Here is a 23,901-nt window from a genome sequence, read left to right on the forward strand (position 1 = left end):
GCCGCGACCACCTGGTCGCGGCCGGCGGCCTTCGCCGCGTACAGGGCGTGGTCCGCCGCGGCCAGCAGGGACGCCGCGTCCGTCCCGTCGGCCGGGTACGTCGCCACGCCCACGGAGACGCTGCGGTGCAGCCGCTCCGGCGTCCCGCCCGCGTCGTCCCCGCGCGCGCCGGTGGGCACGGGCAGCGGCACGCTCACCCGTGCGCACGCCGCGCGCAGCTGCTCGGCCCGGCGCAGGGCACCGACGCGGTCCGCACCGGGCAGCAGGACGACGAACTCCTCGCCGCCGTAGCGCGCGACGGTGTCGCCCGAGCGCACCTCCCGGCCCAGGACGCCGGCCAGGGCGCGCAGCAGCTCGTCGCCGCTGCCGTGGCCGTGCTCGTCGTTCACGGACTTGAAGCGGTCGACGTCCAGCAGCAGCACGCTCAGCGGCAGGCCGTGGGTGTCGGCGTGCGCGAGCGCGGTGACCAGGGCGGTGTCGAGGTGGCGGCGGTTGTGCAGGCCGGTGAGGGGGTCGCGCAGGGACTCCTCCTGCAGCTCCGCGCGCAGGCGCTCGATGACGCCGAGCTGCTCGCGCAGGCGCTGCGCCGAGCGCACCGCGTCGCTGACGTCGTGGGCGGCCACGACGTGCCCGAGCGAGCGGCCCCGCCCGTCGGTGAGGGGGGTGACGCGCACGTCGACGTGCAGGCCGGGCAGCAGCTCGACGGTCCGGCGCAGGTCACCGGTGACCGCTCCGTGCACGTCGTGCCCGAGGACGTCCAGCGCGGGCAGCCCGACGAGCTCGGCCGGCAGGTGCGGGTGCACCCGCCGGACCAGGTCGCGCCCGGCGGGGTTCACGTCCACGACGCGCCCGCCGCCGTCCACGACGACGACGGCGTCGGCGAGCGTCTCCAGCACCTGCGCCCGGGCGACGGGGACCACTTGCAGCAGCCCGCAGCGCAGGATCGCGGCCGCGTCGACGAGGCCGGCGACGAGGAAGAACAGGGGGGTCAGGTCCACCGGGGCGGTGCCCTGCCCCAGCCGGTGCGGGGTGAGCAGCACCAGCGCGTTGCCCGCGGCCGGCACGCACGCCGCGGTGAGCAGGCAGGCGATCTGGGTGCGGAACGCCCGTGGGGCCCGGGGCCACGCGCGCACGAGCAGCACGAGCCCGCAGGAGGCGACCGAGTAGCTCCAGGTGGTGTGCACCCAGAACAGCGGCCCCAGCCCGCCGGTGAGCCGGGGCGGGTCACCCGCGACGTGCAGGTCGGTGAAGAACAGCTCGCCCGGGTTCAGGGCGGCGGTCAGCACGCAGGCGCCGCACGCGGTGGCGAGGAGCAGCACCTGGCGCCGCGGCACCCGCCAGGACGGGTCGACCACGCTGCGGTACAGCGTGTAGGCGCCGCCGCAGACGGCGTGCACGGCGGCCAGGCACACCAGGCCCGCCACCGACTGCACGGCGGGGTCGGCTCCCCACAGGCCGGGCAGGATCGCCAGCGACCACACCGTGGTGCTGCTCATCGTCACGGTCAGCGCGGTCGCCGCCGGGGTCGAGCGGCGGTGCCGCCAGGCGAGCGCCGCGGTGACCGCGCACACGAGGGCGGACAGGACGAAGAGGGTGCCCAGCACGTCCGGCACTGCAGCCACACCCCCCTCCGGGCCCGGTCCCGGGCGCCCACCGCGCCCCCGGGGGCATCGGCGCGGGGCGGGTGGTGCTGGAGGTGGTCCTGCGCCGTCCGGGTGAGGCCGGTGCGGCGCGGGGTGCGGCGGTCAGGCCGGCAGGGCCTGCGCGAACAGCGGCACGGCCTCGTCCAGGGCGTACCCCAGCCCCAGGGTCGTGCCGCTGGAGAAGGCCGAGACGATCGCCTGGTCGTCCAGGACGACCAGGCGCCCGTCCTGCGTGGCCGGCAGCGCCTGCACCACGGGGTCGGCGGTGATCTCCTCGGCGGACAGCCCGATGGGGAAGAGCACGACGAGGTCGGCGTCCAGCAGCGAGAGTTGCTCGGCGGACAGCGACACGGAGAAGCTGTCGGTGGGCAGGGCCGCGACGGCGGGGTTCTGCACGAACCCCAGGGACGTCATGAAGTCCACCCGGGTGTCGCCCTCGACGTAGGCGCCCCAGCCGCCGGAGTAGTAGGTGCCGACGGTGACGGTCCTGCCGGCGAACCGCGGGTGCGCGGCGGCCACCTCGTCGAAGCGCAGCTGCAGGGCGGAGGCCAGTTCGTCGCCCTGGTCCGCCTTGCCCAGCGCGGTGGCCACCAGGGCGAGCTGCTCCTGCCAGGAGGTGCCGTAGGGGGTGGTGGTCCCCGGCGGCGGGCCGACGGTGGTGGCGATCTCGGTGAGGTTCTCGTTCTTCGCCGGGTCGTTGTCGCTGCGGGTGTTGAGGATCAGGTCCGGCTGCAGGGCGGCGACCGCCTCGTAGCTGAGCTCCAGGGTGCCGAGCTGCTCGGGGGTCTGCGTGACGAGGTCGTCGGCCCAGGGGCCCACGCCGTCGCCCCCGAAGGCGAGCCAGTCGGAGGTGCCCACGACCTGGGTGCCCAGCGCGAGGCACGTCTCGGCGTCCCCCCAGCCGAGCGCGACGACCCGCTGGGGGTCCTCGGGGAGTTCCACGGTGCCGAAGAGGGTCTCCACGGTGCCGGCCGACGCGCTGCCCGCCGCGCTCGGCGTCGCGGTGCCCGCGCCCTCGCCGGACTCCGACGAGCACGCGGTCAGGGCCGCCAGGCCGGTGGTCGAGGTGCCGGCGAGGAGCGCGCGGCGGGAGGGCAGGGACACGGGGGCTCCGATCGGGAAGGACAGGCTCACCTTGCTGTCGTCGAGCCTAGTCGACCGGCGCCGGTCCGGCCCCGCGCACCGGCCCCGCGCACCAGCCCCGCGCGCCGGTGCGAGGATGCGGTGCGGGACGCGCGCGAGGAGGCGGGGACGGTGCACGGGACGAGGGAACTGCTGCTCGGGGTCGACGTCGGCACCGGCAGCAGCAAGGGGGTGCTGGTCACCCTCGACGGGCGCGTGCTGGCCCGCGCCTCGCGCGCCCACCGCACCGAACACCCCCGCCCCGGCCACGTCGAGCACGACGCCGAGGGGGTGTGGTGGGGCGACTTCGCCGCGATCGCCCGGGAGCTGACGACCCGCGCCGCCGACCCCGGCGACCCCGCCGCCGGTCGGGTCGTGGCGGTGTGCGCCAGCGGCATCGGTCCCACCGCGCTGCTCGCCGACGCCTCCGGTGCACCGCTGCACCCGGCGGTCCTGTACGGCGTCGACACCCGCGCGCTGGGCGAGGCCGCCGAGCTGGAGGAGCGCTACGGCGCCGAGGACCTGCTGCGCCGCTGCGGCTCGCGCATGTCCTCGCAGGCCGCCGGCGCCAAGCTCGCGTGGTTGCGCCGGCACCGCCCGGAGGAGTTCTCCCGCGCGCGGTACTTCTTCATGTCGAACTCCTACCTGGCGTTCCGGCTCACCGGTGAGTACGTGCTGGACCACCACTCCGCCAGCCAGACCACGCCGCTGTACGACCGGCACACCGCGGCGTGGATCGCCGAGCGCTGCGAGGAGGTCGTCCCCGGCCTGCCGATGCCGCGGCTGGTGTGGCCCTCCGACCGCGTGGGCACCGTCACCGCGGCCGCCGCCGCCGAGACGGGCGTCCCCGCCGGCACGCCCGTCGCCGCCGGCACCGTCGACGCCTGGGCCGAGGCGGAGAGCGTCGACGTGGGTGCGCCCGGCGACCTGATGGTCATGTACGGGACGACGACGTTCTTCGTCGCCGTCACCGACGGGCCGCGCTCGCACCCGGCGCTGTGGGGGACCGCCGGCGTGCGCCCCGGGCAGTCGACCCTGGCCGCGGGCACCGCGAGCACCGGCGCCGCAGCGGAGTGGTGGCGCGAGACCGCCGGTTCCCCGGACGTCGCCGACCTCGTGGCCGAGGCCGCCGCCGCCCCGCCCGGCGCGAACGGGCTGCTGGCGCTGCCGTACTTCGCGGGTGAGCGCACCCCCTTCGCCGACGCCGACGCGCGCGGTGCGCTGCTCGGCCTGACGTTGCGCTCCACGCGCGGGGAGGTGCACCGCGCGCTGCTGGAGGCCACCGCGTTCAGCGTGCGGCACAACCTGGAGGTCATCGAGGCCTCCGGCGCGGGGGTGCGCCGGGTCGTGGGCGTCGGTGGCGGCACCGCCTCGGGCCTGTGGCCGCAGATCGTCAGCGACGCCACCGGCCGAGCCCAGGAACTGCCCGCGGAGCGCATCGGCGCCTCCTACGGCGACGCGAAGTTCGCGGCCGTCGCGCTCGGCGCGCTCGACGTGGACGCGACGTGGAACTCCGTGGGCACCCTCACCGAACCCGACCCGGTCGCCGGCGAGGTGTACGCCGAGCTGTACCCGGCGTACCGCCGGCTGCACGAGGCGACGGCGGACCTGCAGCACCGGCTGTCCGCGCTGGAGCGGCGCAGCCGGGGCTGAGCCGCGTCCGGGGGTTCACAACCACTTCCTGGCGCGGAACGTCAGGTACAGGCCCACGCACGCCGCCACGATCACCCCCAGGACCACGAAGTACCCGTAGCGAGTGGACAGCTCCGGCATGTGCTCGAAGTTCATGCCGTAGATCCCGGCGATCGCCGTGGGCACCAGCGCGATCGCCGCCCAGGCGGAGATCTTCCGCATGTCCTCGTTCTGCTGCGCGCTGACCCGGTTCTGCCGGACGCCGACCTGCGTGAGCTGGGCCTGCAGGATGTCGGTGAGCAGTCGGTCGTCGCCGTCGATCGCGTCGGCGGCCCGCAGCAGGTGGTCCAGCACGTCGCGGTAGTACGGGCGCTGCCCGTCGGCGGCGCGCGCCAGGCCGCCGTCGACGAGCTGCTGCACCGGGGCGATGAGCGGCACCACGGCCCTCTTGAACTCCAGCACCTCGCGCTTGAGCTTGTAGATGCGCTCGGAGTGGTCGTCCTCGCCGCCGCTGAAGACCTTCTCCTCGATCTCCTCCACGTCCACCGCGATGGCCCGCACCACGTCGCCGTAGCCGTCCACGACGCGGTCGAGCAGCCGGTAGAGCACGCGCTCGGGGCCGTCGGGACCGTCGGGACCGCCCGCCGCGGCGTCGATCTCGGCGCGGACGTCGGCGACGACGCCGGAGTCGCCGTGGCGCACGGTGATGAGGAAGTGCGTGCCGAGGAACACGGCGACCTCGCTGACGTCGACGACCTCCTCGTGGTCGACGTACCGGACGGGTTTGAGGACGGCGAAGGTCGTCTCGGGGTACTCCTCGAACTTGGGGCGCTGGTGGGCGTTGACGGCGTCCTCGACGGCCAGCGGCGGCAGGTCGAACAGGCGCTGCAACCGCGCCATGTGGGCGGTGTCGGTCCCGTGCAGGCCGATCCACAGGAAGCCGCCGCCCGCGCGGGCCGCCGCCAGGGCGGCGCCGGGGTCCTCCACCCGCTGCGGCGGGGCGCCCGGCCCGTACAGCTCGCAGCGCACGACCGGGAGCCCCGACAGGTCGCTCAGGTCCGGGGCGGGGCCGGTGCCGGGGGCGTCCGGGTGCTGCTGCTCGTGCGGTGGCGACGACACCGGTGACCTCCTGCGACGACGTGCGGGAGGACCAGTGCACCACCTCCGGGCCCTGCGGTCCTCAAGCGCCCGGCCGCGGCTGCCGATGGGAGGGGTGGTCGTGTCCCGGTGCGGGGCGCCGGACGAAGGAGTCTCGTCGTGCCCAGGTTGACGATCGGCCGACGCATCGGCGCCGGGTTCGCGGTGATCGTGCTGCTCATGGTGGCGCTGACCGCGTTCGGCGCCTCGCGCGTGGGGGAGATCGACGAGCGCCTGACGACCATCAACGACCTCAACGGCGTGAAGTCGCGCTACGCCATCAACTTCCGCGGCAGCGTCCACGACCGCGCCATCGCGGTGCGCGACGTGGTGCTGGCCGACAGCAGCGCCGGCGTGGACGAGCAGGTCGCCACCATCGAGGAGCTGGCGGAGGCGTACGACGAGTCCGCGGCCGCGATGGCGGACGTCTTCAGCGACCCCGCTGCCGTGGACGACGCCGAGCGCGCCGCCCTGGCGGACATCGAGGCCGTCCAGGAGCGGACGCTGCCGCTCATCGAGCAGGTCGTCTCCCTCAAGCGCTCCGGCGACGAGGCGGCGGCCGAGGCGCTGCTGACGACGCAGGCCGCGCCCGCCTTCGTCGACTGGCTCGCCTCGATCAACGTCTTCATCGACATGGAGGAGGCGAAGAACCAGGTCGAGAGCACCGAGGCGCGCGCCGTCAGCGCCGGGTTCCTCAAGGCGATGCTGGCCGTCTGCGCGCTCGCCGCCGTGCTCGCCGCCGTCGTCGCCTGGCGCACTACCCGCAACCTCACCCACCGCATCGGGCGGGCCGCCGAGGTGCTGGCCGCCGCTGAGCAGGGCGACCTGACGCAGCGCCTGGAACCCACCACGAACGACGAGCTGTGCCGCATGAGCCGCTCGCTGAACGCCGCGCTCGGCTCGATCGGCGAGGTCATGGGTGCCTTCGAGCGCAGCGCCACCGGCCTGAGCGGTGCCAGCCGGCGCATCGGCGAGCTGTCGCAGTGCATCTCCACCGGTGCGGTGCAGTCCGCCGCCCAGGCCGACGTGGTCGCCGGCGCCGCGGGTGAGGTGTCCCGCAACGTCCAGGGCGTCGCCGACGGCGCGGCGGAGATGGGCACGGCCATCCAGGAGATCGCCCGCAACACCAGCGAGGCCGCGGCCGTCGCCGCGCAGGCCGTTGAGGCCATGAGCGCCACCACCGGCACCGTGCAGCGGCTGGGCGAGTCCAGTCGGGAGATCGGCGAGGTGGTGAGGGTCATCACCGCGATCGCCGAGCAGACGAACCTGCTGGCGCTGAACGCCACCATCGAGGCCGCTCGTGCGGGGGAGATGGGCAAGGGCTTCGCCGTCGTCGCCTCGGAGGTCAAGGACCTCGCCCAGGAGACCGCCCGGGCCACCGAGAGCATCTCCGCGCGGGTGCAGGCCATCCAGGCCGACACGAGCAGCGCAGCCGACGCCATCACCGCCGTCACCGGGGTCATCGGGCAGATCGACCAGTACCAGACGACGATCGCCGCCGCGGTGGAGGAGCAGACCGCGACGACCGCGGAGATGAGCCGCGGCACGGCGGACGCCGCCGGCGGTTCGGAGCAGATCGCCGCGAACATCGGCGAGGTCGCCGCCGTGGCGCGCTCCACGCAGGAGTCCGTGGCGGAGTCCGAGCGCGCCGCCGGCGACCTGGACGCGGTCGCCGCCGAGCTGCAGGCGCTGGTGGGCCGCTTCCGGTACTGACCCTCCCGGGGGCGCACGGGCCGGCGCCCCCTCACGCGACGGAGAAGCCCCCGTCGACCTTCAGGTCGGTGCCGTTGACCATCGCGGAGGCGTCGGAGGCCAGGAACACCACCGCGCTGCCGACCTCGGCGGGCTCGACGAACCGGCCCGCCGGGATGCGCGCCAGCATCGGCTCGCCCTTCTGCCCGCCCCACACGCGCCGGCCCATGTCGGTCATGACGACGGTGGGGCTGACGCTGTTCGCGCGCACGCCCGAGGGCCCCAGCTCCAGCGCCAGCACCTTCGTCGCCATGAGCAGCGCCGCCTTGCTGGAGGAGTAGGCGTAGTGCTCCGCCAGCGCCAGGGAACCTGCCAGGGAGGAGACGTTGACGATGCTGCCGCGCCCGGCCGCGGCCATCGCCCGGCCCACCCGCGAGCCCAGCAGCGCAGGGGCGCGCAGGTTGACCGCCATCGTCAGGTCCCACGTCACGGCGTCCACGTCGACGACGCTCTGCGGGTGGGAGATCCCCGCGTTGCTCACCAGGACGTCCAGGCCGCCGAACGGCACCATGGCCTCGGCCGCCAGCCGCTCGGTGTCCTCGGTGCGGGACAGGTCGGCCAGGACCACCGCGGTGCGCACCCCGTGCCGCTGCTCCAGCGCGTGCGCCAGCTCCTCCAGCGGCGCGGCGCGGCGCCCGGACAGGACGACGTCGGCGCCGGCGGCGGCCAGCGCGTCGGCGAGGTCGGCGCCGATGCCTTGGGAGGCGCCGGTGACGAGGGCGCGCCGCCCGGTCAGCGAGAAGGGGGTGGTGGTCACGATTCCTCCTGGAGGGCGGCGAGCACCCGCGTCGCCGTGCCGGGGTCGGTGATGAGCTGGTTGAAGTGCCCGCCGCGGGCGCCCGCGACGATGCCGGGGACCTTCTCGGCGCCGTGCGCCACGGCGATCCGGGTGGGGACCCGGTGCAGCGCCTCGAAGGGTACGGCCACCACGCGGTCGGACCCGTCGTAGGGGATCTCGCGGCCGGACGCGTCGTAGAACCGGGTGGCGATGTCGCCGACGGAGTCGCGCAGCGCGGTCTCGACGGTCGGGACGAACGAGGGGATCGAGTCGCGCTGGAGGGGAGGCGCGCCGATGCCCGTGACGACGCAGCGCGCCGTCCGCCACAGCTCGACGAACCGCTGGAACACCGGGTCGGCGTCCAGGCTGGCCCGCAGCTCGCGGCCCGGGAACGCCGGCGCGTACAGGAACCTCGGCACCCCGCCGACGGCCGCGGCGACGCGGCGGGTGATCTCGTTGGTCTGGTACCAGGGCTCGGGCTCGTCCTGACCGCCGACCACGGGGGCCACCAGGACGCCGGGCAGCTCGGGCAGGCTCCGGCGGGCGATCTCGTACACGGTGCGCCCGGAGGACACCAGCAGCACGTCCCCGGCCCGCAGGCCGGCCTCGCTCAGCGCCCGGCCCACTACGGGTGAGACGGCCTCGGCGACGTGGGCGGGCGCCGCCTCCGCGGACAGGCGCACCTGCTCCAGGCGCAGGGCCTGTGCGAGCCGCCCGGCGAGCTCGGCCGGTTCGTGCTCGGGCAGGGGCGGGACCTCGATGCGCACCAGTCCGCGCTCGCGGGCGTCGCGCAGCAGGCGGCTGACCGTGGCGCGGGAGGTGCCCAGGCGCTGGGCGATCTCGGCCTGGGTGGCGTCCTGGAGGTAGTAGAGCGTGGCGGCGGTGTGCACGAGGGGCAGCGGGAAGCGGCCGGTGCCGTCGAGGGTCTGCGCCGTGCGCCCCTGCTCGTCCGGTCTGCTCTCGACCACGGTGTCCGCCTCCTCGCGCCACTGTCGTGCACATGTGTGCTGGACAAGTGTGCCGCACGGCCGTACGGTTTGGCCAGGCGCTGGGCGCGCGGGTGGTGCACCCGGCCGCCGGACCCGGCGCGATCCCACTGGTCGACGAGCCCCCCGCCGCGGTGCGGGAGGTGCTGCGAAGGAGCAGGCGATGACGAGCACGATGAAGGCCGTCGTGGTGCACGGACCCGAGGACTACCGGCTGGAGCAGGTGCCGGTGCCCACCCCCGGCCCCGGCGAGGCGCTGCTGAAGGTCGAGGCCGTGGGCATCTGCGCCTCGGACCTGAAGTGCTACCACGGCGCCGCGAAGTTCTGGGGCGACGAGAACCGCCCCGCGTGGACCGAGACCGGCGTGATCCCCGGCCACGAGTTCACCGGCCGCGTCGTGCAGATCGACGCCGAGGCCACGAAGCGCTGGGGCGTCGTCGAGGGCGACCGCGTCGTCGCCGAGCAGATCGTGCCGTGCTGGAACTGCCGGTACTGCAACCGCGGCGACTACCACATGTGCCAGCCGCACGACATGTTCGGCTTCAAGCGGCGCACGCCCGGCGCGATGGCCGAGTACCTCGTGCTGCCGGTCGAGGCGCTGGTGCACAAGGCGCCCGGCGACCTGCCCCCGGCGCACGTCGCCTACGCCGAGCCGCTGTCCTGCGCCCTGCACGCTGTCGAGCGCGCCGGCATCCGCTTCGACGACACCGTCGTCGTCGCCGGGTGCGGCCCCATCGGCCTGGGCATGATCGCCGGTGCCGCGGCGAAGTTCCCGAAGCGCATCATCGCGCTGGACGCGCTGCCGCAGAAGCTGGAACTGGCGAAGAAGTGCGGCGCGGACGTCACCCTGAACATCACCGAGGTCGACGTGGTGCAGGCCGTCAAGGATCTCACCGACGGCTACGGCGCCGACGTCTACATCGAGGGCACCGGCCACCCCTCCGCGGTCCTGCAGGGCCTGAACCTGCTGCGCAAGCTCGGCACGTTCGTCGAGTACAGCGTCTTCAAGGACCCGGTGAGCGTGGACTGGTCGATCATCAGCGACGACAAGGAGCTCAACGTCCTGGGCGCGCACCTGGGGCAGAACACCTGGCCGGCGGCGCTGCGGCTCATCGAGTCCGGCCGGCTGCCCATGGACGAGATCTGCTCGCACCAGCTGCCCCTGGAGCAGTTCCAGGAGGGGCTGAACCTGGTCGCCGACTCGGCGAACTCCGTCAAGGTCTCCCTCCTGCCCTGACGCCCCGGACGCTTGAGGAGTTCTGAGCCGTGACGAAGATCTTCGGGGACCCGTCCTCGTTCGTGGACGACGCGATGGCGGGGTTCACCGACCTGTACGCGCAGTACGTGCAGCCGGTGCCGCACGGCGTGATCCGCTCCACCGCCACCCCCGAGGGGAAGGTCGCCGTGATCGCCGGCGGCGGCTCGGGGCACTACCCCGCCTTCGCCGGCTACGTCGGCCCCGGCTTGGCCGACGCCGCGGTGTGCGGCAACGTGTTCGCCTCGCCCTCCACGCGCTGGGTCTACGACGTGGCCAAGGCCGCCCACCGCGGCGGCGGGGTGGTCCTGGGCTTCGGCAACTACGCCGGTGACATCCTCAACTTCGGCCTGGCCGCCGAGCGCCTGCGCGCCGAGGGCATCCCGGCCGAGCTGCTCGTCGTGACCGACGACGTCGCGTCCGAGGGCCAGGGGGCCAACGGCCAGCGCCGCGGCATCGCCGGTGACGTGGTCGCCTTCAAGATCGCCGGTGCCGCGGCCGAGGCCGGCTACGACTTCGACGCCGTGGTGGCCGCCGGGCGCCGCGCCAACGAGCTGACCCGCTCGATGGGCATCGCCTTCGCCGGGTGCACCCTGCCCGGCGAGAGCGAGCCGCTGTTCACGGTCACCGAGGGGCACATGGGCATCGGGCTGGGCATCCACGGCGAGCCGGGCATCTCCGAAGAACCCATCGGCACGCCTGAGGAGATCGCTGAGCTGCTGGTGGGCAAGGTGCTGGGCGGCAAGCCCGCCGGTGCCCCGGACACCGGGCGCATCACCGTGCTGGTCAACGGCCTGGGCTCCACCAAGTACGAGGAGCTGTTCGTCCTCTACGCCCCCATCGCCGCCAGGCTGCGCGAGGCCGGGTACGAGATCGTCGCCCCGCAGGTCGGGGAGCTGGTCACGTCCTTGGACATGGCCGGTGCCTCGCTGACGGTCACGTGGCTGGATGAGGAGCTGGAGCGGTTGTGGACCGCGCCGGCGCAGGCGCCCGCCCTCAGCGTCGGCCCGGTCATCGAGACCACCCCCGCCCCGGCGTTCCAGGCGCCCGAGGACGAGGTCGCCGACTACTCCGGCACCCCCGAGGCCGCGCAGCAGGCCGGCCAGAAGGTGGCCGCGCTCATCGAGGCCGTGCGCGTCGCGCTCGCCGAGGCGGAGGACGAGCTGGGCCGCATCGACGCGATCGCCGGTGACGGCGACCACGGCACCGGCATGGTCAACGGCTCGCTCGCTGCGGCGGCCGCGGCCCGGCAGGCGGCGGACGCCGGGGCCGGGGCGGCCTCGACGCTGGCCGCGGCCGGCGGGGCGTGGGCCGACCGGGCCGGCGGCACCTCCGGCGTCATCTGGGGCGTGCTGCTGCACGCCTTCGCCGACCAGCTCGGCGATGCGGGCGCTCCCACGCCCGAACAGGTCGCCGCCGGCGCCACCGCCTCGGTCGAGGCCGTGCAGCGCTTGGCCGGGGCCCGGGTGGGCAACAAGACGATGCTGGATGCCCAGGTGCCCTTCGCCGAGAAGCTCGCCGAGCGCGTCGGTGCCGGCGACGATCTGAAGAGCGCCTGGGCCGCGGCGGCGCAGGCTTCGAGCGAGGCGGCGCAGGCCACCAAGGACCTGCGCCCGCAGATCGGGCGGGCCCGTCCGCTGGCCGAGCGGTCGCTGGGTCACCCGGACGCCGGCGCGATCTCGCTGGCGCTGGTGACCCGCACCATCGCCGACAACCTCTGACCGAACTCCCGTAGCGGTACCGGTCCCGCGGCACCCGCCGCGGGACCGGACCGCGCCCTGCCCACCGCACGACCCTTGACCGTCTCGAGGAAGAGAGAACGTCGTGACCACCCTCCCGCCCCACGGCGACGCCGGAGGCGCCGCCACGGCGAACCGCACGGTTCCCGAGGGCCGCCTGGAGCGGCTCGGCATCCCGCCCGTCCTGAAGTGGGGCTTCCTCGCCGTGCTGGTCTTCATGACCGGCAACGGCGTGGAGTCGAACTTCCTCACCCCCCACCTGGTGGAGGTGCTGGGGTCCCCCGAGGCCACCGTCGCGGGCATCATCACCGCCTACAGCCTCTCGGTGCTCGTCGCCAGCTACGTCTCCGGAGCCCTGTCGGACCTCGTCGGGCCGCGCCGCGTCATGGCGCTGGGCTTCGCGGTCTGGATCGTGTTCGAGGTCCTCTTCCTCCTGGGCCTCCAGATCGACAGCTTCGCGCTCACCGCGGTCGCCTACACCCTGCGCGGCTTCGGCTTCCCGCTGTTCGCCTTCGCCTTCCTGGTGTGGGTGAACATCACCACGTCCGTGGAGCGCAACGGCGCCGCGGTCGGCTGGTTCTACGTCGCCTTCACCGGTGGCCTGCCCACGCTGGGTTCACTGTTCGCGGTCGGCGCGATCCCCGTGTTCGGAGGCGGCACCACGGGCGAGACGGGTGCGATGATCGCCTCCATCGCCCTCGTCGTGGCCGGCTTCCTCATCGCCTGGTTCGGCGTGCGCGACCCGCGCGGCAGCCGCCGCATCGCCCCGGCGGGGGAGAGCACCGGCCAGGTGCTGACCTCCGGCCTCCGGCTCACCTTCACCCGCCCGAAGATCGCCATGGGTTTCCTCGTGCGGCTCATCAACACGGCGCCGGAGTTCGGCATGTTCATCGTGCTGCCGGCGGTCATCGCCGACCAGCGCGGCTGGGGCCAGTCCCGCTGGCTGATCATGACCGTCTGCGTGTACGCCACGAACATCTTCGTCAACGCCGCCTTCGGCGCCCTCGGCGACAGGATCGGCTGGCAGCGCACCGTGAAGTGGTTCGGCATCGTCGGTTCCGCCTGCGGCCTGCTGCTGTGGTGGTACGTCCCGCAGCTGGTGCCCGCCGGCAGCGACTGGGGCTACGTCCTGTCGGTGCTCGCCGGGTGCCTCTTCGGGATGCTGCTCGCCGGGTTCGTCCCGATGGGCGCGATCATGCCCGCGCTGGCCCCCGACCACAAGGGCGCCGCGATGGCCATGTACACCACCGCCGCCGGCGGTGCCACGTTCCTCGGCTCCGGCGTCGTGGCGCTGGTCTACGGCCTCGGCGGCAGCGACGTGGCCGTGGTCTGGGCGTTCGTCGGGCTGTACGCCTGCGCGTTCGTGATGGTCAGCTTCCTGAAGGTCCCGCAGCTGCACCGCGCCCACGGCCGCACCGAGCCCGTCCAGGCGTGATCACCAGGAACACCCCGGCGCCGCGGGTGTTGAACACCGTGGACACCGAGCGCGAGAGCACCGATCCCCAGGACCCGAGGAGAGCACCGTGACCGAGACCTCCCAGACCCCGCAGTGGCGTGTCGTCGTGGCCGCCGACGAGGCCGGGCTGTCCTACAAGGACGCCATCAAGGCCGACCTGCTCAAGGACCCGCGCGTGAAGGAGGTCATCGACGTCGGCATCAACGGCGACGAGGACACCGCCTACCCGCACGTGGCCGTGGCCGGCGCCCGCAAGATCGCCGCCGGGGAGGCCGACCGCGGCATCTTCGTGTGCGGCACCGGCATGGGCGTGGCCATCGCCGCGAACAAGGTCAAGGGCATCCGCGCCTCCACCGCGCACGACTCCTTCTCCGTGGAGCGCCTGGTGCTCTCCAACGACGCGCAGGTCCTGACCCTGGGCGAGCGCGTGATCGGCAAGGAGCTCGCCCGCCGCCTGGCCAAGGAGTTCCTCGGCTACGTCTTCGACCCCTCCAGCGCCTCCAAGGCCAAGGTCGACGCGATCTGCGGGTACGAGACCGACGCCGACGCGTCGGACGCGACCGAGGCCGATACGGTCGCCTCCTGCTGAGACCGCCGCACACCACCGGAGAGCACGCACCATGACCAGCCGTCCACGCCCGCTCGTCGGGGTCAGCCTCAAGATGTACTTCTCGCTGGCCCGCACGCGCAGCTACCTCGCCGACCTCGCGGCCCTCGGCCCTGACGTCGCGGCGAGCGGCGTGGACGCCTTCGTCATCCCCGACTTCCTCAACATCACCACGGCCGTGGACCTGCTGCGCGGCACCCCCGTGGCCGTGGGGGCGCAGGACGCCTCGTGGGAGGACTTCGGGGCGCTGACCGGTGAGGTCTCCCCCGCTGCGCTGCGCGAGGCCGGTGCCCGCTTCGTGGAGATCGGTCACGCCGAGCGCCGTCGCATGTTCGCCGAGGACGACATCGTGACCGCCCGCAAGGCGGCGGCGGCGGCGCGCAACGGCCTGGTCCCGCTGATCTGCATCGGCGAGAACGTGCGCATCGACGTCGAGGACGCCGCCCGCACCACGATCAGCCAGGTCCTCGCGGCCCTGGAGGACGTGCCCGGGGACGCCGAGGTCGCGATCGGCTACGAACCCAACTGGGCCATCGGGCAGACCGAGCCGGCGCCGGCCGAGCACGTCGTCGGCGTCACCACCCGGCTGCGCGACGCCCTGTCGCACCGCACCGGCACCACCCGCGTCCTGTACGGCGGCAGCGCCGGGCCGGGCCTGTTCACCCAGGTCGCCGACGGCGTCGACGGCCTGTTCCTGGGGCGCTTCGCCCACGACGTCGCCAACTTCCGCGCGGTGGTCCACGAGATCGCCGAACTGCGCGGGACCGCCGACCACGTCCCCGGCCCGCAGACCGGCGACCGCACCTGACCCCGCCCCGGCGGGGTCGGGTGCAGCCCCTGCGGCCACCCACCACTCACGACCGGAGAACACCGTGCCCACCGCACCCCGCACCGACAAGATCACCCGAGTCGCCCAGATCGGCACCGGCTACATGGGCGGCGGCATCGCCCAGTCGCTGGCCCTGGCCGGCAACGACGTCTGGCTGGCCGACGCCGACAAGGAGTCGACCCAGCGCAACTACGAGCGCCTGATCAAGGAGTCCGAGCTCTTCGAGGGGCAGGGCCTGTTCGCACCCGGCAGCACCGAGGTGCTGAAGGAGAAGTTCCACCCCGCCGACTCCATCGAGGAGGCCGTCGCCGACGTCCACTTCGTCGAGGAGGCCGTCTTCGAGGACCCGGCCGTCAAGAAGGACGTCCTCTCCCGCGTCGAGAAGGCCGTCACCCCCGGCACCATCGTGGGCACGAACACCTCCACCATCCCGGTCAAGGTGCTCGCCGAGGCGTTCGAGGACGCCTCCCTCTTCCTGACCGTGCACTTCTCCAACCCGGCGCCCTTCATCCCGGGCGTCGAGCTCGTCACGGGCGAGGCGACCGACCCGGCCGTCCTGCCGCTCATCGACGAGCTGCTCACCCGCGCCGGCCGCAAGGGTGCGCAGGTCAAGGACGTGCCCGGGTTCGTGCTGAACCGCCTGCAGTACGTCCTGCTGAAGGAGGCCATGACGGTCGTCGAGGAGGGCGTGGCCACCCCCGCCGACGTCGACACCATCGTCTCCACGACGTTCGGTTTCCGGCTGCCGTTCTTCGGGCCGTTCGCGATCGCCGACATGGCGGGCCTGGACGTGTACGCCAAGGGCTTCAAGGTCCTCGAGGACCACTTCGGCGAGCGCCTGTCGGCGCCGCAGAACCTCCTCGACCTGGTCGCCGAGGGCAAGTACGGCACCAAGACCGGCTCGGGGTTCCTGGAGCTGGAGCCGGAGAAGCTGGCCGCGCTCATCGACTACCGCAACAAGGCGTACCGGAAGATGGGCGAGCTCCTGGCGGAGCTGGGGCCGTCCCCGCTGGCCGACTGAGACCCGCACCGCTGCACGACCACCCGCCACCCCCGGCGCGCCCCGGCGCCCGGGGGTGGCGGCGTCTCCGGACCCGGCGCGTTCACGGCGAGCTCGCGGGGCGGCGGGGGTCCTCCCCGCGGCCCGTGAGCGCCTCGACGCGCTGGGGGGCCACGCCCAGGCGCCGCAGCTGCGCGTGCAGCGCCCGCCGGCCGGCGTCAGCCCGATCGGCGTCCGCTCGCCCACCCACCGCCGCGGCGCGCACGGCGGCCGGCGCGGCGGGGACCTCCAGGCGGCGCAGGGCGCGACCGGTGGCCTCCAGCAGCCCCAGCACGGCCGGGGTGGTCAGCTGCGGCAGCGACCCCGCCGGGCCGTCCAGGGCGAGGCAGCCCACGACGGCCGAGACGGGGCCGGTGTCGTCGACGAGGGGCACGGCCACGACGGTGCCGTACTTGCCGCGCAGCCGGCGGTGCTCGGCGAGGGTGAGGCCCTGGCGGGCGGCTGCGGGCAGACGCCGCCACCCGGCGGCGTCGACGTCCCCCACGGCGGCCTCGGCCACCGCCAGGTCCACGGCGACGACCTCGCCGTCGGCCGCGCAGCGGCCGATCACGCCCTTGCCGGGGGCCCACGTCGTCCCCGAGGCGGCGGGGCGGCGCCCGGCGCGCACGCGGTGCAGGCGCAGCAGGCGGGCGGGGCGGCCCGGCCAGGCGGACCGGTGCAACCGGTACGCGGCGACCGCCAGGTCGCGCGCGTCCAGGCCGGTGGCGTCCACGACTCCCCACAGCACCGCGTGCAGCAGGTCGTCCAGGACGTCGCGGTGTGCGGCGCGCCGCTCGGCCCGCCAGCGGACCACGGCCTGCACCGTCGTGGTGACCACGGCCAGCACGGCGGACAGGACCACGAGGGCGCCCACCACCGCGGTGGAGGTGCTCCACAGCCCGGCGCGCTGCAGCCCCAGCAGGGTCGCCGCCGCGGCCGCCAGGACCGCCAGCGCCACGTCCACGACCAGCCGCCGCACCCGCGCCCCCTCCTCCGCACCGGTGCCGCGGCGCGTCCGCCCGCGCGCCCGTCCGGTCCCCGGTGCCGGTCGGCGCCACCCTAGGAGCGCCCCCGGACACCGCCGCGGCGGGCCGCGCGCCGGCGGGTCAGCGGGCCGGGTCCTCCCGCACCCCGTCCCCCGCGGCGCCGTCCCCCGCGGCGCCACCCGCGTGCTGCTCCCGCACCGCACCGCCCAGCCGCACGTCGGCGCGCACCTCGCCGCCCTCGTCGACGTGCACGCCCACGGCCACGGGGGCGTAGCCGGAGACGGTCAGGGTGTGGGGCCCGCCGGTGAGGTCGTCGAAGGCGAAGGTCCCGTCGGCCGCGGTGGTGGTGGTGCCCACGACGGTGCCGGCGGCGTCGGTCAGCGTGGCCAGGGCCTCGTGCACGGGGTGCCCGTCACCGGTCACGACCGTGCCGGTCAGGCGCGCGCCGTCGCTGAGCAGCACGTCGTGGGTCAGGGCCGCACCGTCGGGTACGTGCAGGTTCTGCGCCAGCGGGCGGTGGACGTCGCTGAGCACGCTCAGCACGTGGTCCCCACCCGGCAGGTCGAGGAACCGGTAGAACCCGTCGGCGCCGCTGCGGGTGGTGTCGAGGACCTCGCCGCGCACGTCCAGCAGGGTCAGCACCGCGCCCTCCACCGGCTGCGGTGAACCGGGCGCGCCCGCGGCGAGCACCCAGCCGGTCACCGAGGCGGTGCCGATCAGGCGCACGTCGCGGTGCACCGGCTCGTCGGCCACCGCGACCAGGACGGCGGCCGGCTTGGCGGCCGGGGCCGCCGCGATGAGCAGGTAGGTGCCGCCGACCTGCAGCGGAAGGTGGTACCGGCCCTGCTCGTCGGTGCCGGCGGTGGCGACCTGGCGGCCGACCTGGTCGGTCAGGGTGAGGACGGCACCGACCAGCGGGAGGCCGCCGGCGCCCGTGAGCGTGCCGCTGACGGCCAGCGCCCCGGGGTCGTCCTGCACGGGGGTGCCGACCGCCGCCGGGGCGGACGCGGCGGCGTCGTGGCGCGGGCGCGGGACGGCGCCGCCGGCGACCGCCTCGGCCCGCCCGTCCGGCGCGTCCTCCCCGCTCCCCCGCACCGGGACGTCGCCGTCGTCCTGCGCGAGCGCGTCCTCCAGCCCCCGGCCCTCGGCGTCGACGTCCGGCACGACGCGCTGCAGCCAGCGCGGCATCCACCACGCCCGCTCGCCCAGCAGGGTCAGCGCCGCCGGCATGATCACCATGCGGACCACCAGGGCGTCGACCAGCACGCCGACGGTCAGCGCGGTGCCGATGGAGCCGATGATCGCGTCGCCGCTGGTGGCGAAGCCGATGAAGACGCCGCTCATGATCAGCGCCGCGGCCACCACGACCGGGGCGGACTGGCGGAAACCGGCCAGCACGGCGCGCGCGGGGGCCAGGCCGTGGGCGTGCTTCTCGTGGATCGCCGAGACGAGGAACATCTGGTAGTCCATCGCCAGCCCGAAGAGGATGCCGACGACGAGCACGGGCATGAAGCTCAGCAGCGGCGCGGGCTGGGCCACGGCGAACACGTCGGCCAGCCAGCCCCACTGGTAGATCGCCACGACCGAGCCCAGCGACGCTCCCAGGGACAGCAGGAAGCCGACGGTGGCCAGCAGCGGCACCGCCAGCGAGCGGAAGAGCATCACCAGCAGCAGCAGGGCCAGCGCGACGATGACGGTGATGTAGACGGGCAGGGCGTCGTCGAGGGCGTCGGTGACGTCGATGTCCAGGGCGGTCTGGCCGGTGACCAGCACCTCAGCGCCCTCGGTGCTCGCGGTGGCGTCGCGGATGGCGCGCACCAGGTCGCTGGTGGCCTCGTCGGTCGGGCCGCTGGCGGGCACGACGGTGATCAGCTGGGCGCTGCCGTCGGCGGAGGGCACCGCCGGGGTCAGCGCCACCACGTCGTCCAGGCGCTGGATCCGCTCGGCGGTCGTGGCCGCGGCCGCAGCCACGGTCTGCGGGTCCGCACCGGCCTCGCCGTCCACGACGACGACGAGGGTGGCCTGCGCCCCCTCGCCGAAGCCGGCGACCAGCAGGTCGTAGGCCTGCCGGGAGGAGGAGGCGGGGTCCTCGTTCTCGGCCGAGGGCAGCGCGGTGCGCATGGAGGCCACGGGGACGGCGACCACGCCGACGGCCAGCACCGCCGCCAGCAGGGCGAGCACCGGGTGGCGGGTGACACCGCGCGCCCAGCGGCCCAGCACGCCGGGCCCGGCGAGGGCCCGCTCGTCGGCGTCCTCGTCGTCGTGGGCGTGGGCCGCGGCCGACGCGCGCAGCTCGGCGGGGTCCAGGCCGCGCTCCGCCTTCGGCAGCAGTCGCGTCCCGAGGACGGCCAGGAACGCCGGCACGGCCGTCAGCGCCACCAGGACGGCCACCGCGACGGTGGCGGCGGCGGCCAGGCCCATCTGGGTCAGGAACGGGATGTCCACCACCGCCAGGCACACCAGGGCGATGATCACGGTGGTGCCGGCGAAGACGACGGCGGTGCCGGCGGTGCCGGTGGCCTTGGCGATCGCCTGGATCAGGGGGGCGCCGGTGCGCAGCTCGGAGCGGGTGCGCGCGAAGACGAACAACGCGTAGTCGATGCCGACCGCCAGGCCCAGCATCCCGGCCAGGGCCGGGGTGGTGGAGGACAGCGAGACGACCCTGCCCAGCGCGGTGATGCCCAGGACGCCGACACCGACGCCGACCAGGGCGGTCAGCAGGTTCGCCCCGGCCGCGGCCAGCGAGCCGTAGGTCAGCACCAGGACCACGAAGGCGACCGCCACGCCGATGGCCTCGCTGGTGTGACCGACCTCGGTGGTCACCAGGGGGGAGGTGACCTCGACGCGCACGTCTCCCCCGGCGGCGTCCAGGCCGTCCTCGACGGCCGGGTCCGTGACCGCGGCGAACGCCTCGGCGGTCTCCTCGGAGACGTCCCCGACGGTGCCGTCGAAGGTCACGGTGGCCGCGGCGATGCTCTGGTCGGCCGACACGCGCGGCGACCGCGCGTCCAGCGGGTCCGAGACCGACACGACCCCCTCGACCGCGCGCACCTCGGCGAGCAGGCCCTGCAGCGCCTCGGCGTTGGCCCCGGTCAGCGTCTGCCCCTGCGGCGCCTGGAAGACCACCGTGGCGGTGGCGTCGTCCGCGCCGGCCGCCGAGAACTTCTCGGCCACCACGTCCAGGCCCTCGCTGGCCTGGGTGCCGGGGATGGAGAAGCTCGTGTCCTGCGCCGCGGTGCGCGGCAGCCCCAGGGCCAGCGCCGCGATCGTGGCGAGCAGCACCGCCCACACGGCCAGCACCACCCGGTGCCGGCGGGCGCTGAACCTGCCCAGTCGGTGCAGCAGCGTGGCCATCGGGTACTCCTCGGTGGGGGCGGAGGCTGCACGCCGGCGCCGTCGACGGCCGTGCCTCCCGGTCCGTCGACCCGGAGCGCCCCGACGGTAAACCTGCCGATCGGCTAGGTGCAACCCTGCCGATCGGCTAGTTCTCGCAGCGGCGTGCGCACTACAGTCGGCAGCACGGCCGAGGTGCGGGCCGACGCGGGGAGGAGACACGGGTGGGCGACGGGAGGACCACGGCGACCACGCACGAGGAGCGGCACACGGGCGCCGGGCGCGCACGGCTGCACGAGGCCGCGCTGCGCCTGTTCGCCGAGCACGGCGTCAGCGGCACCTCGCTGCAGATGATCGCCGACGCCCTCGGGGTGACCAAGGCCGCGGTCTACTGGCACTACCGGACGAAGGACGAGATCGTCCTGGGCGTCCTGACGCCCGTCGTCGAGGACCTCACCGGCGTGGTGGGGGCCGCCCGGGCCCGGCGCGGCCCGCGGGCGCGCACCGAGGCGCTGATCACCGGCCTCGTCGACGTGGTCGTGCGCTCCCGCATGGTCTACGTCGTGCTCGCCGGGGACCCGTTCATCGGCGAACTGCTCGGCAAGGACGAGCGGCTGCGCGCGGTCGTCGAGGAGATGACCGACCTGATCGCCGGCCCCGGGCACGACGAGGCGCAGCGCGTCAGCGCCCTGATGTTCCTCGCCGGGCTCGTCGGCCCCTTGAACCACCCCGCCTGCGCGGCGATCGCCGACGACGACCTGCGGCGGCACCTCGTCGACGGCGGGCGCCGGCTGCTGCTGACCCGCGCGGCAGCGAAGGGCTGAGCGTTCCGCTCCTGGTGGTCCCGATCTCGTGCTCTCGGCTGCGACGGTCCTGGTGTTGTTCGAGGTTTTTTGGCCGCGATAACCGGATGTTCTCTCACCACCTCTGGCTGCGGTGCACGACGCCGGCACCCCAGCGCCTTCGACCGTGCTCAGCCGGTGCCCTCCCCGCGGGGCGCCGCGTCGTCCTCGGCCACCCGGTCCACCAGGGCGACGGCGTCCAGCAGGCTCAGGCGCCGGTCGGCCCGGCGCAGCTGCCGGACCTGCTCCACCCGGTCCGCCCCGGCGACGCCGGCGGCGGCCAGGACCTCGCGCACCCGCGGCAGCGGCCACTCCTGCGCCGCGTCCAGCCCGCGGCGGCTCTTGCGGGCAGCGCTCAGCACGGCGGTACCGGCCAGCCACACCACCACGCCGGGCCCCCAGTGCCCCTGGAGCATGAGCACCACGCCGGCCGCGACGGCGAGCACGGCCGCGGCCCGCCCCGCCCGCTGCACCCGGATCAGCGTGGTCGCCGGGGACACGAGGGGCTCCCCCGTACGGCGTCGGATCACGTCGGCGACCCTATCGGCGGCACCCCGGCAGCCCCACCCGCTCCGCCCACGCGCCTCAACAGCGGCTCCGCGCGTGCCGATGAGCACCCGGACGCCCTCGGGCGCCGCCGTCGTCCACCACCTCGGGAGGGGTCCGCTCGTGCTCGTCCTCGTGGACCAGGACCAGACGCTGGCGGACTTCGGGGACGGCTTCGACCGCCGCTTCTCGGCCACCCACCCCGACGCCCCGCTGGCGCCTCGCGCACAGGCGGACTCGTACTGGATCGAGGACAGCTACCCCGAGCACTGGCACGAGCGCATCCGCGCCGTCCCCGCGCAGGAGGGCTTCTTCCGCGAGCTGCGCCCCCTGCCCGGTGCCCGCGACGCGCTGGAGGCGATGCTCGACGCCGGTCACGACGTGCGCATCTGCACCGCTCCGGTGCGCGCCTACCGGCACTGCGTGCGGGAGAAGTACGAGTGGGTCGAGGAGCACCTGGGACGGCACTGGACGGAACGCGTGATCGTGACCCGGGACAAGACCCTGGTCGCCGGCGACGTGCTCGTCGACGACAAGCCCGAGGTGGTCGGCACCTTCGCCGCCCCGAGCTGGACGCACGTGTACTACCGCACCGGCTACAACGAGCACCTGCCCGGAGCGCACCTGGACTGGTCCAGCTGGAGCGAGGTGCTCGACGCCGTCGAGGCCGAGCGGGCCGGGCGCGGCACCCTGCTCCTGCCGCGCCTGACCGACGCGCGCACCCCGGCCAGCACCCACCGCTCGGCACCGGCGGGGACGCAGGCACGGGAAAGGCCCCGACCTGCACGAATGCTGGTCGGGGCCGATCTCGTCGCTGTCTCAACGAGTGTCCGAGGGGGGACTTGAACCCCCACCCTCTATACGAGGACTAGCACCTCAAGCTAGCGCGTCTGCCTATTCCGCCACCCGGACGAGTGGTCCGCGCGCACCTCTCGGCGCGCTCAGGACGAGGAAAACCGTAGCACGGCGCCGGAGGGCGCCGAGCACCGCGCGACCCACCCCGCTCGGGGCCCCGCACCCCCGGGAGGGCCACCTCGGGAGGCGCGACCGCGCAGGACGGTTAACCTGATCCCTCGCCGCGACAGCCGCGCCGGCCGGTCCCCGCGGGGACCGAGGCGCCTGCCCACCGGGCGGCGCAGGACCGAGAATGTGGGGAAGCCCTTGAACGACACCACCGGCGGGGACGCGCTGGGCAATTCGACCTTCCGTCCGGCCAACGCGGCCCTGCTGTCGGTGTCGCACGTCGAGGCGCCGGTGGTCGTGCCGTCGTCGTACTTCGACGACGTGCTGGCCCCGACGCTGCAGCGGCTGCGCATGCAGCCCGGCCTGCTGGAGAAGGTCGCCGGCGTCAGCGAGCGCCGGTGGTGGGCCGAGGGCCAGAACGCCGCCGACGTCGCCGCGGAGTGCGGCGTCAAGGCCCTGTCCGAGGCCGGGGTGGACGCCAAGGACGTCGGGCTGGTCATCAGCACGACCGTCACGCGCCCGCACCTGGAGCCGGCCATCGCCACCGCCGTGCACCACGGGATGGACCTGCCGGCGTCGGCGATGAACTTCGACCTCACCAACGCCTGCCTGGCGTGGGTGAACGGCGTGCAGGTCGCCTCGGCGATGATCGACGCCGGCGCGATCCGCTACGCGGTCGTGCTGGGCGCCGAGGACGTGCGCTCCATGCACGAGGGCACGATCGCGCGGCTGCAGCGCGAGGGCATCACCCGCAAGGACTTCCTCAACGAGTTCGCGACGATGACGCTGGGCTGCGGCGCGGCCGCGGCCGTCATCGGCCGCGCCGACGAGCACCCCGAGGCGCACCGCGTCCTGGGCGGCGTGACGCGCGCCGGCACCGCCCACCACGAGCTGTGCATCGGCGACGCCAACCACATGCGCACCGACGCCAAGCTCATGCTCAACGAGGGCATCGAGATCGTCTCGGACGCCTTCGAGGGCGGGGACCGGCTGTGGGGGTGGCGGCAGGCCGACCGCTTCGTCATCCACCAGATCTCCAAGGTGCACACCCGGACCCTGGTGGACCGCATCGGCGTCGACCCGGCGAAGGTGCCGATGACCTTCCCCCGCTGGGGCAACGTCGGGCCCATCTCGCTGCCGATGACGCTGGCGGCCACGGCTCCGGAGCTGAGCCGCGGCGACCGGGTGATCGCCATGGGCGTGGGGTCGGGGCTGAACACCGCGATGCTCGAGCTGGCCTGGTGAGCACCGCGTCC

19 protein-coding genes and 1 tRNA gene are annotated in these 23,901 nt (G+C 74.6%); 11 read left to right on the forward strand and 9 right to left on the reverse strand.

The genetic code is table 11. The features are described from left to right. On the reverse strand, positions 1-1,622 hold a 1,622-nt coding region (locus ACRYM0_RS09510; RefSeq protein WP_432504415.1), incomplete at its 3' end, for a histidine kinase N-terminal 7TM domain-containing diguanylate cyclase. A 123-nt stretch (positions 1,623-1,745) separates the two neighbouring features. After that, positions 1,746-2,741 carry an iron-siderophore ABC transporter substrate-binding protein gene (locus tag ACRYM0_RS09515; RefSeq protein ID WP_432504476.1) on the reverse strand — a complete coding sequence of 332 codons (996 nt, stop codon included), beginning with the start codon at positions 2,739-2,741 and terminating at the stop codon, positions 1,746-1,748. A 126-nt stretch (positions 2,742-2,867) separates the two neighbouring features. Here ACRYM0_RS09515 and ACRYM0_RS09520 point away from each other — a divergent pair, with 126 nt between their 5' ends. Further along, positions 2,868-4,418, forward strand: a complete 1,551-nt coding sequence (locus ACRYM0_RS09520) for an FGGY-family carbohydrate kinase (protein WP_432504417.1) — start codon at positions 2,868-2,870, stop codon at positions 4,416-4,418. A 15-nt stretch (positions 4,419-4,433) separates the two neighbouring features. Here ACRYM0_RS09520 and ACRYM0_RS09525 read toward each other — a convergent pair whose 3' ends face one another. Next, positions 4,434-5,516: a magnesium and cobalt transport protein CorA gene (locus ACRYM0_RS09525; protein ID WP_432504419.1), complete on the reverse strand. Its 1,083-nt coding sequence runs from the start codon at positions 5,514-5,516 to the stop codon at positions 4,434-4,436. Between the two features lie 138 nt (positions 5,517-5,654). On the opposite strand from ACRYM0_RS09525, the gene ACRYM0_RS09530 reads away from it, so the two are divergent. Then, the gene (locus tag ACRYM0_RS09530; RefSeq protein WP_432504421.1) at positions 5,655-7,247 is read left to right on the forward strand and encodes a methyl-accepting chemotaxis protein; all 1,593 of its coding nucleotides are present in this window, start codon (positions 5,655-5,657) and stop codon (positions 7,245-7,247) included. Positions 7,248-7,278: 31 nt separating this feature from the next. Here ACRYM0_RS09530 and ACRYM0_RS09535 read toward each other — a convergent pair whose 3' ends face one another. Then, a complete protein-coding gene (locus ACRYM0_RS09535; protein ID WP_432504423.1) occupies positions 7,279-8,043 on the reverse strand; it encodes an SDR family NAD(P)-dependent oxidoreductase in 765 nt (254 codons plus the stop codon). Next, positions 8,040-9,032 (reverse strand): sugar-binding transcriptional regulator, encoded by a 993-nt coding sequence (locus ACRYM0_RS09540; RefSeq protein ID WP_432504425.1) that lies wholly within the window; start codon positions 9,030-9,032, stop codon positions 8,040-8,042. Before ACRYM0_RS09540 ends, ACRYM0_RS09535 begins: the two co-directional genes overlap by 4 nt. A gap of 181 nt (positions 9,033-9,213) precedes the next feature. Between ACRYM0_RS09540 and ACRYM0_RS09545 the strand changes: the two genes are divergently transcribed. The 6 genes from ACRYM0_RS09545 to ACRYM0_RS09570 all read left to right on the forward strand — a co-directional run bounded on the left by ACRYM0_RS09545 (position 9,214) and on the right by ACRYM0_RS09570 (position 15,957). Continuing rightward, positions 9,214-10,287 (forward strand): zinc-binding dehydrogenase, encoded by a 1,074-nt coding sequence (locus tag ACRYM0_RS09545; protein WP_432504427.1) that lies wholly within the window; start codon positions 9,214-9,216, stop codon positions 10,285-10,287. 29 nt (positions 10,288-10,316) lie between these two features. After that, positions 10,317-12,026 carry a dihydroxyacetone kinase family protein gene (locus ACRYM0_RS09550; RefSeq protein ID WP_432504428.1) on the forward strand — a complete coding sequence of 570 codons (1,710 nt, stop codon included), beginning with the start codon at positions 10,317-10,319 and terminating at the stop codon, positions 12,024-12,026. Between the two features lie 103 nt (positions 12,027-12,129). Continuing rightward, a complete protein-coding gene (locus ACRYM0_RS09555) occupies positions 12,130-13,479 on the forward strand; it encodes an MFS transporter (protein WP_432504430.1) in 1,350 nt (449 codons plus the stop codon). An 88-nt stretch (positions 13,480-13,567) separates the two neighbouring features. Continuing rightward, a complete protein-coding gene (locus ACRYM0_RS09560; protein ID WP_432504432.1) occupies positions 13,568-14,089 on the forward strand; it encodes a ribose-5-phosphate isomerase in 522 nt (173 codons plus the stop codon). Positions 14,090-14,120: 31 nt separating this feature from the next. Beyond that, on the forward strand, positions 14,121-14,915 hold the full coding sequence (locus ACRYM0_RS09565; RefSeq protein WP_432504434.1) for a triose-phosphate isomerase family protein: 795 nt from the start codon (positions 14,121-14,123) through the stop codon (positions 14,913-14,915). A 64-nt stretch (positions 14,916-14,979) separates the two neighbouring features. Beyond that, positions 14,980-15,957 (forward strand): 3-hydroxyacyl-CoA dehydrogenase family protein, encoded by a 978-nt coding sequence (locus tag ACRYM0_RS09570; RefSeq protein WP_432504436.1) that lies wholly within the window; start codon positions 14,980-14,982, stop codon positions 15,955-15,957. Between the two features lie 82 nt (positions 15,958-16,039). Here ACRYM0_RS09570 and ACRYM0_RS09575 read toward each other — a convergent pair whose 3' ends face one another. Both ACRYM0_RS09575 and ACRYM0_RS09580 read right to left on the reverse strand, forming a co-directional pair. After that, on the reverse strand, positions 16,040-16,954 hold the full coding sequence (locus ACRYM0_RS09575) for a hypothetical protein (RefSeq protein ID WP_432504438.1): 915 nt from the start codon (positions 16,952-16,954) through the stop codon (positions 16,040-16,042). A 127-nt stretch (positions 16,955-17,081) separates the two neighbouring features. After that, positions 17,082-20,315 carry an MMPL family transporter gene (locus ACRYM0_RS09580; RefSeq protein WP_432504439.1) on the reverse strand — a complete coding sequence of 1,078 codons (3,234 nt, stop codon included), beginning with the start codon at positions 20,313-20,315 and terminating at the stop codon, positions 17,082-17,084. A gap of 203 nt (positions 20,316-20,518) precedes the next feature. Here ACRYM0_RS09580 and ACRYM0_RS09585 point away from each other — a divergent pair, with 203 nt between their 5' ends. Further along, positions 20,519-21,118 (forward strand): TetR/AcrR family transcriptional regulator, encoded by a 600-nt coding sequence (locus tag ACRYM0_RS09585; RefSeq protein WP_432504441.1) that lies wholly within the window; start codon positions 20,519-20,521, stop codon positions 21,116-21,118. A 149-nt stretch (positions 21,119-21,267) separates the two neighbouring features. Here ACRYM0_RS09585 and ACRYM0_RS09590 read toward each other — a convergent pair whose 3' ends face one another. After that, entirely contained in the window at positions 21,268-21,636 is a 369-nt protein-coding gene (locus ACRYM0_RS09590) for a hypothetical protein (RefSeq protein ID WP_432504443.1), read from the reverse strand. Between the two features lie 109 nt (positions 21,637-21,745). On the opposite strand from ACRYM0_RS09590, the gene ACRYM0_RS09595 reads away from it, so the two are divergent. Beyond that, positions 21,746-22,528: a 5' nucleotidase, NT5C type gene (locus ACRYM0_RS09595; RefSeq protein ID WP_432504445.1), complete on the forward strand. Its 783-nt coding sequence runs from the start codon at positions 21,746-21,748 to the stop codon at positions 22,526-22,528. Here ACRYM0_RS09595 and ACRYM0_RS09600 read toward each other — a convergent pair. Beyond that, a tRNA-Leu gene (locus ACRYM0_RS09600) sits at positions 22,510-22,594 on the reverse strand. The two genes, ACRYM0_RS09595 and ACRYM0_RS09600, sit on opposite strands and share 19 nt — an antisense overlap. A 237-nt stretch (positions 22,595-22,831) precedes the next feature. Here ACRYM0_RS09600 and ACRYM0_RS09605 point away from each other — a divergent pair. After that, positions 22,832-23,890 (forward strand): 3-oxoacyl-ACP synthase III, encoded by a 1,059-nt coding sequence (locus tag ACRYM0_RS09605; RefSeq protein WP_432504447.1) that lies wholly within the window; start codon positions 22,832-22,834, stop codon positions 23,888-23,890. Positions 23,891-23,901 lie beyond the last annotated feature (11 nt).

This window comes from Kineococcus arenarius subsp. arenarius (genome assembly GCF_050871845.1).
Classification (GTDB): domain Bacteria; phylum Actinomycetota; class Actinomycetes; order Actinomycetales; family Kineococcaceae; genus Kineococcus.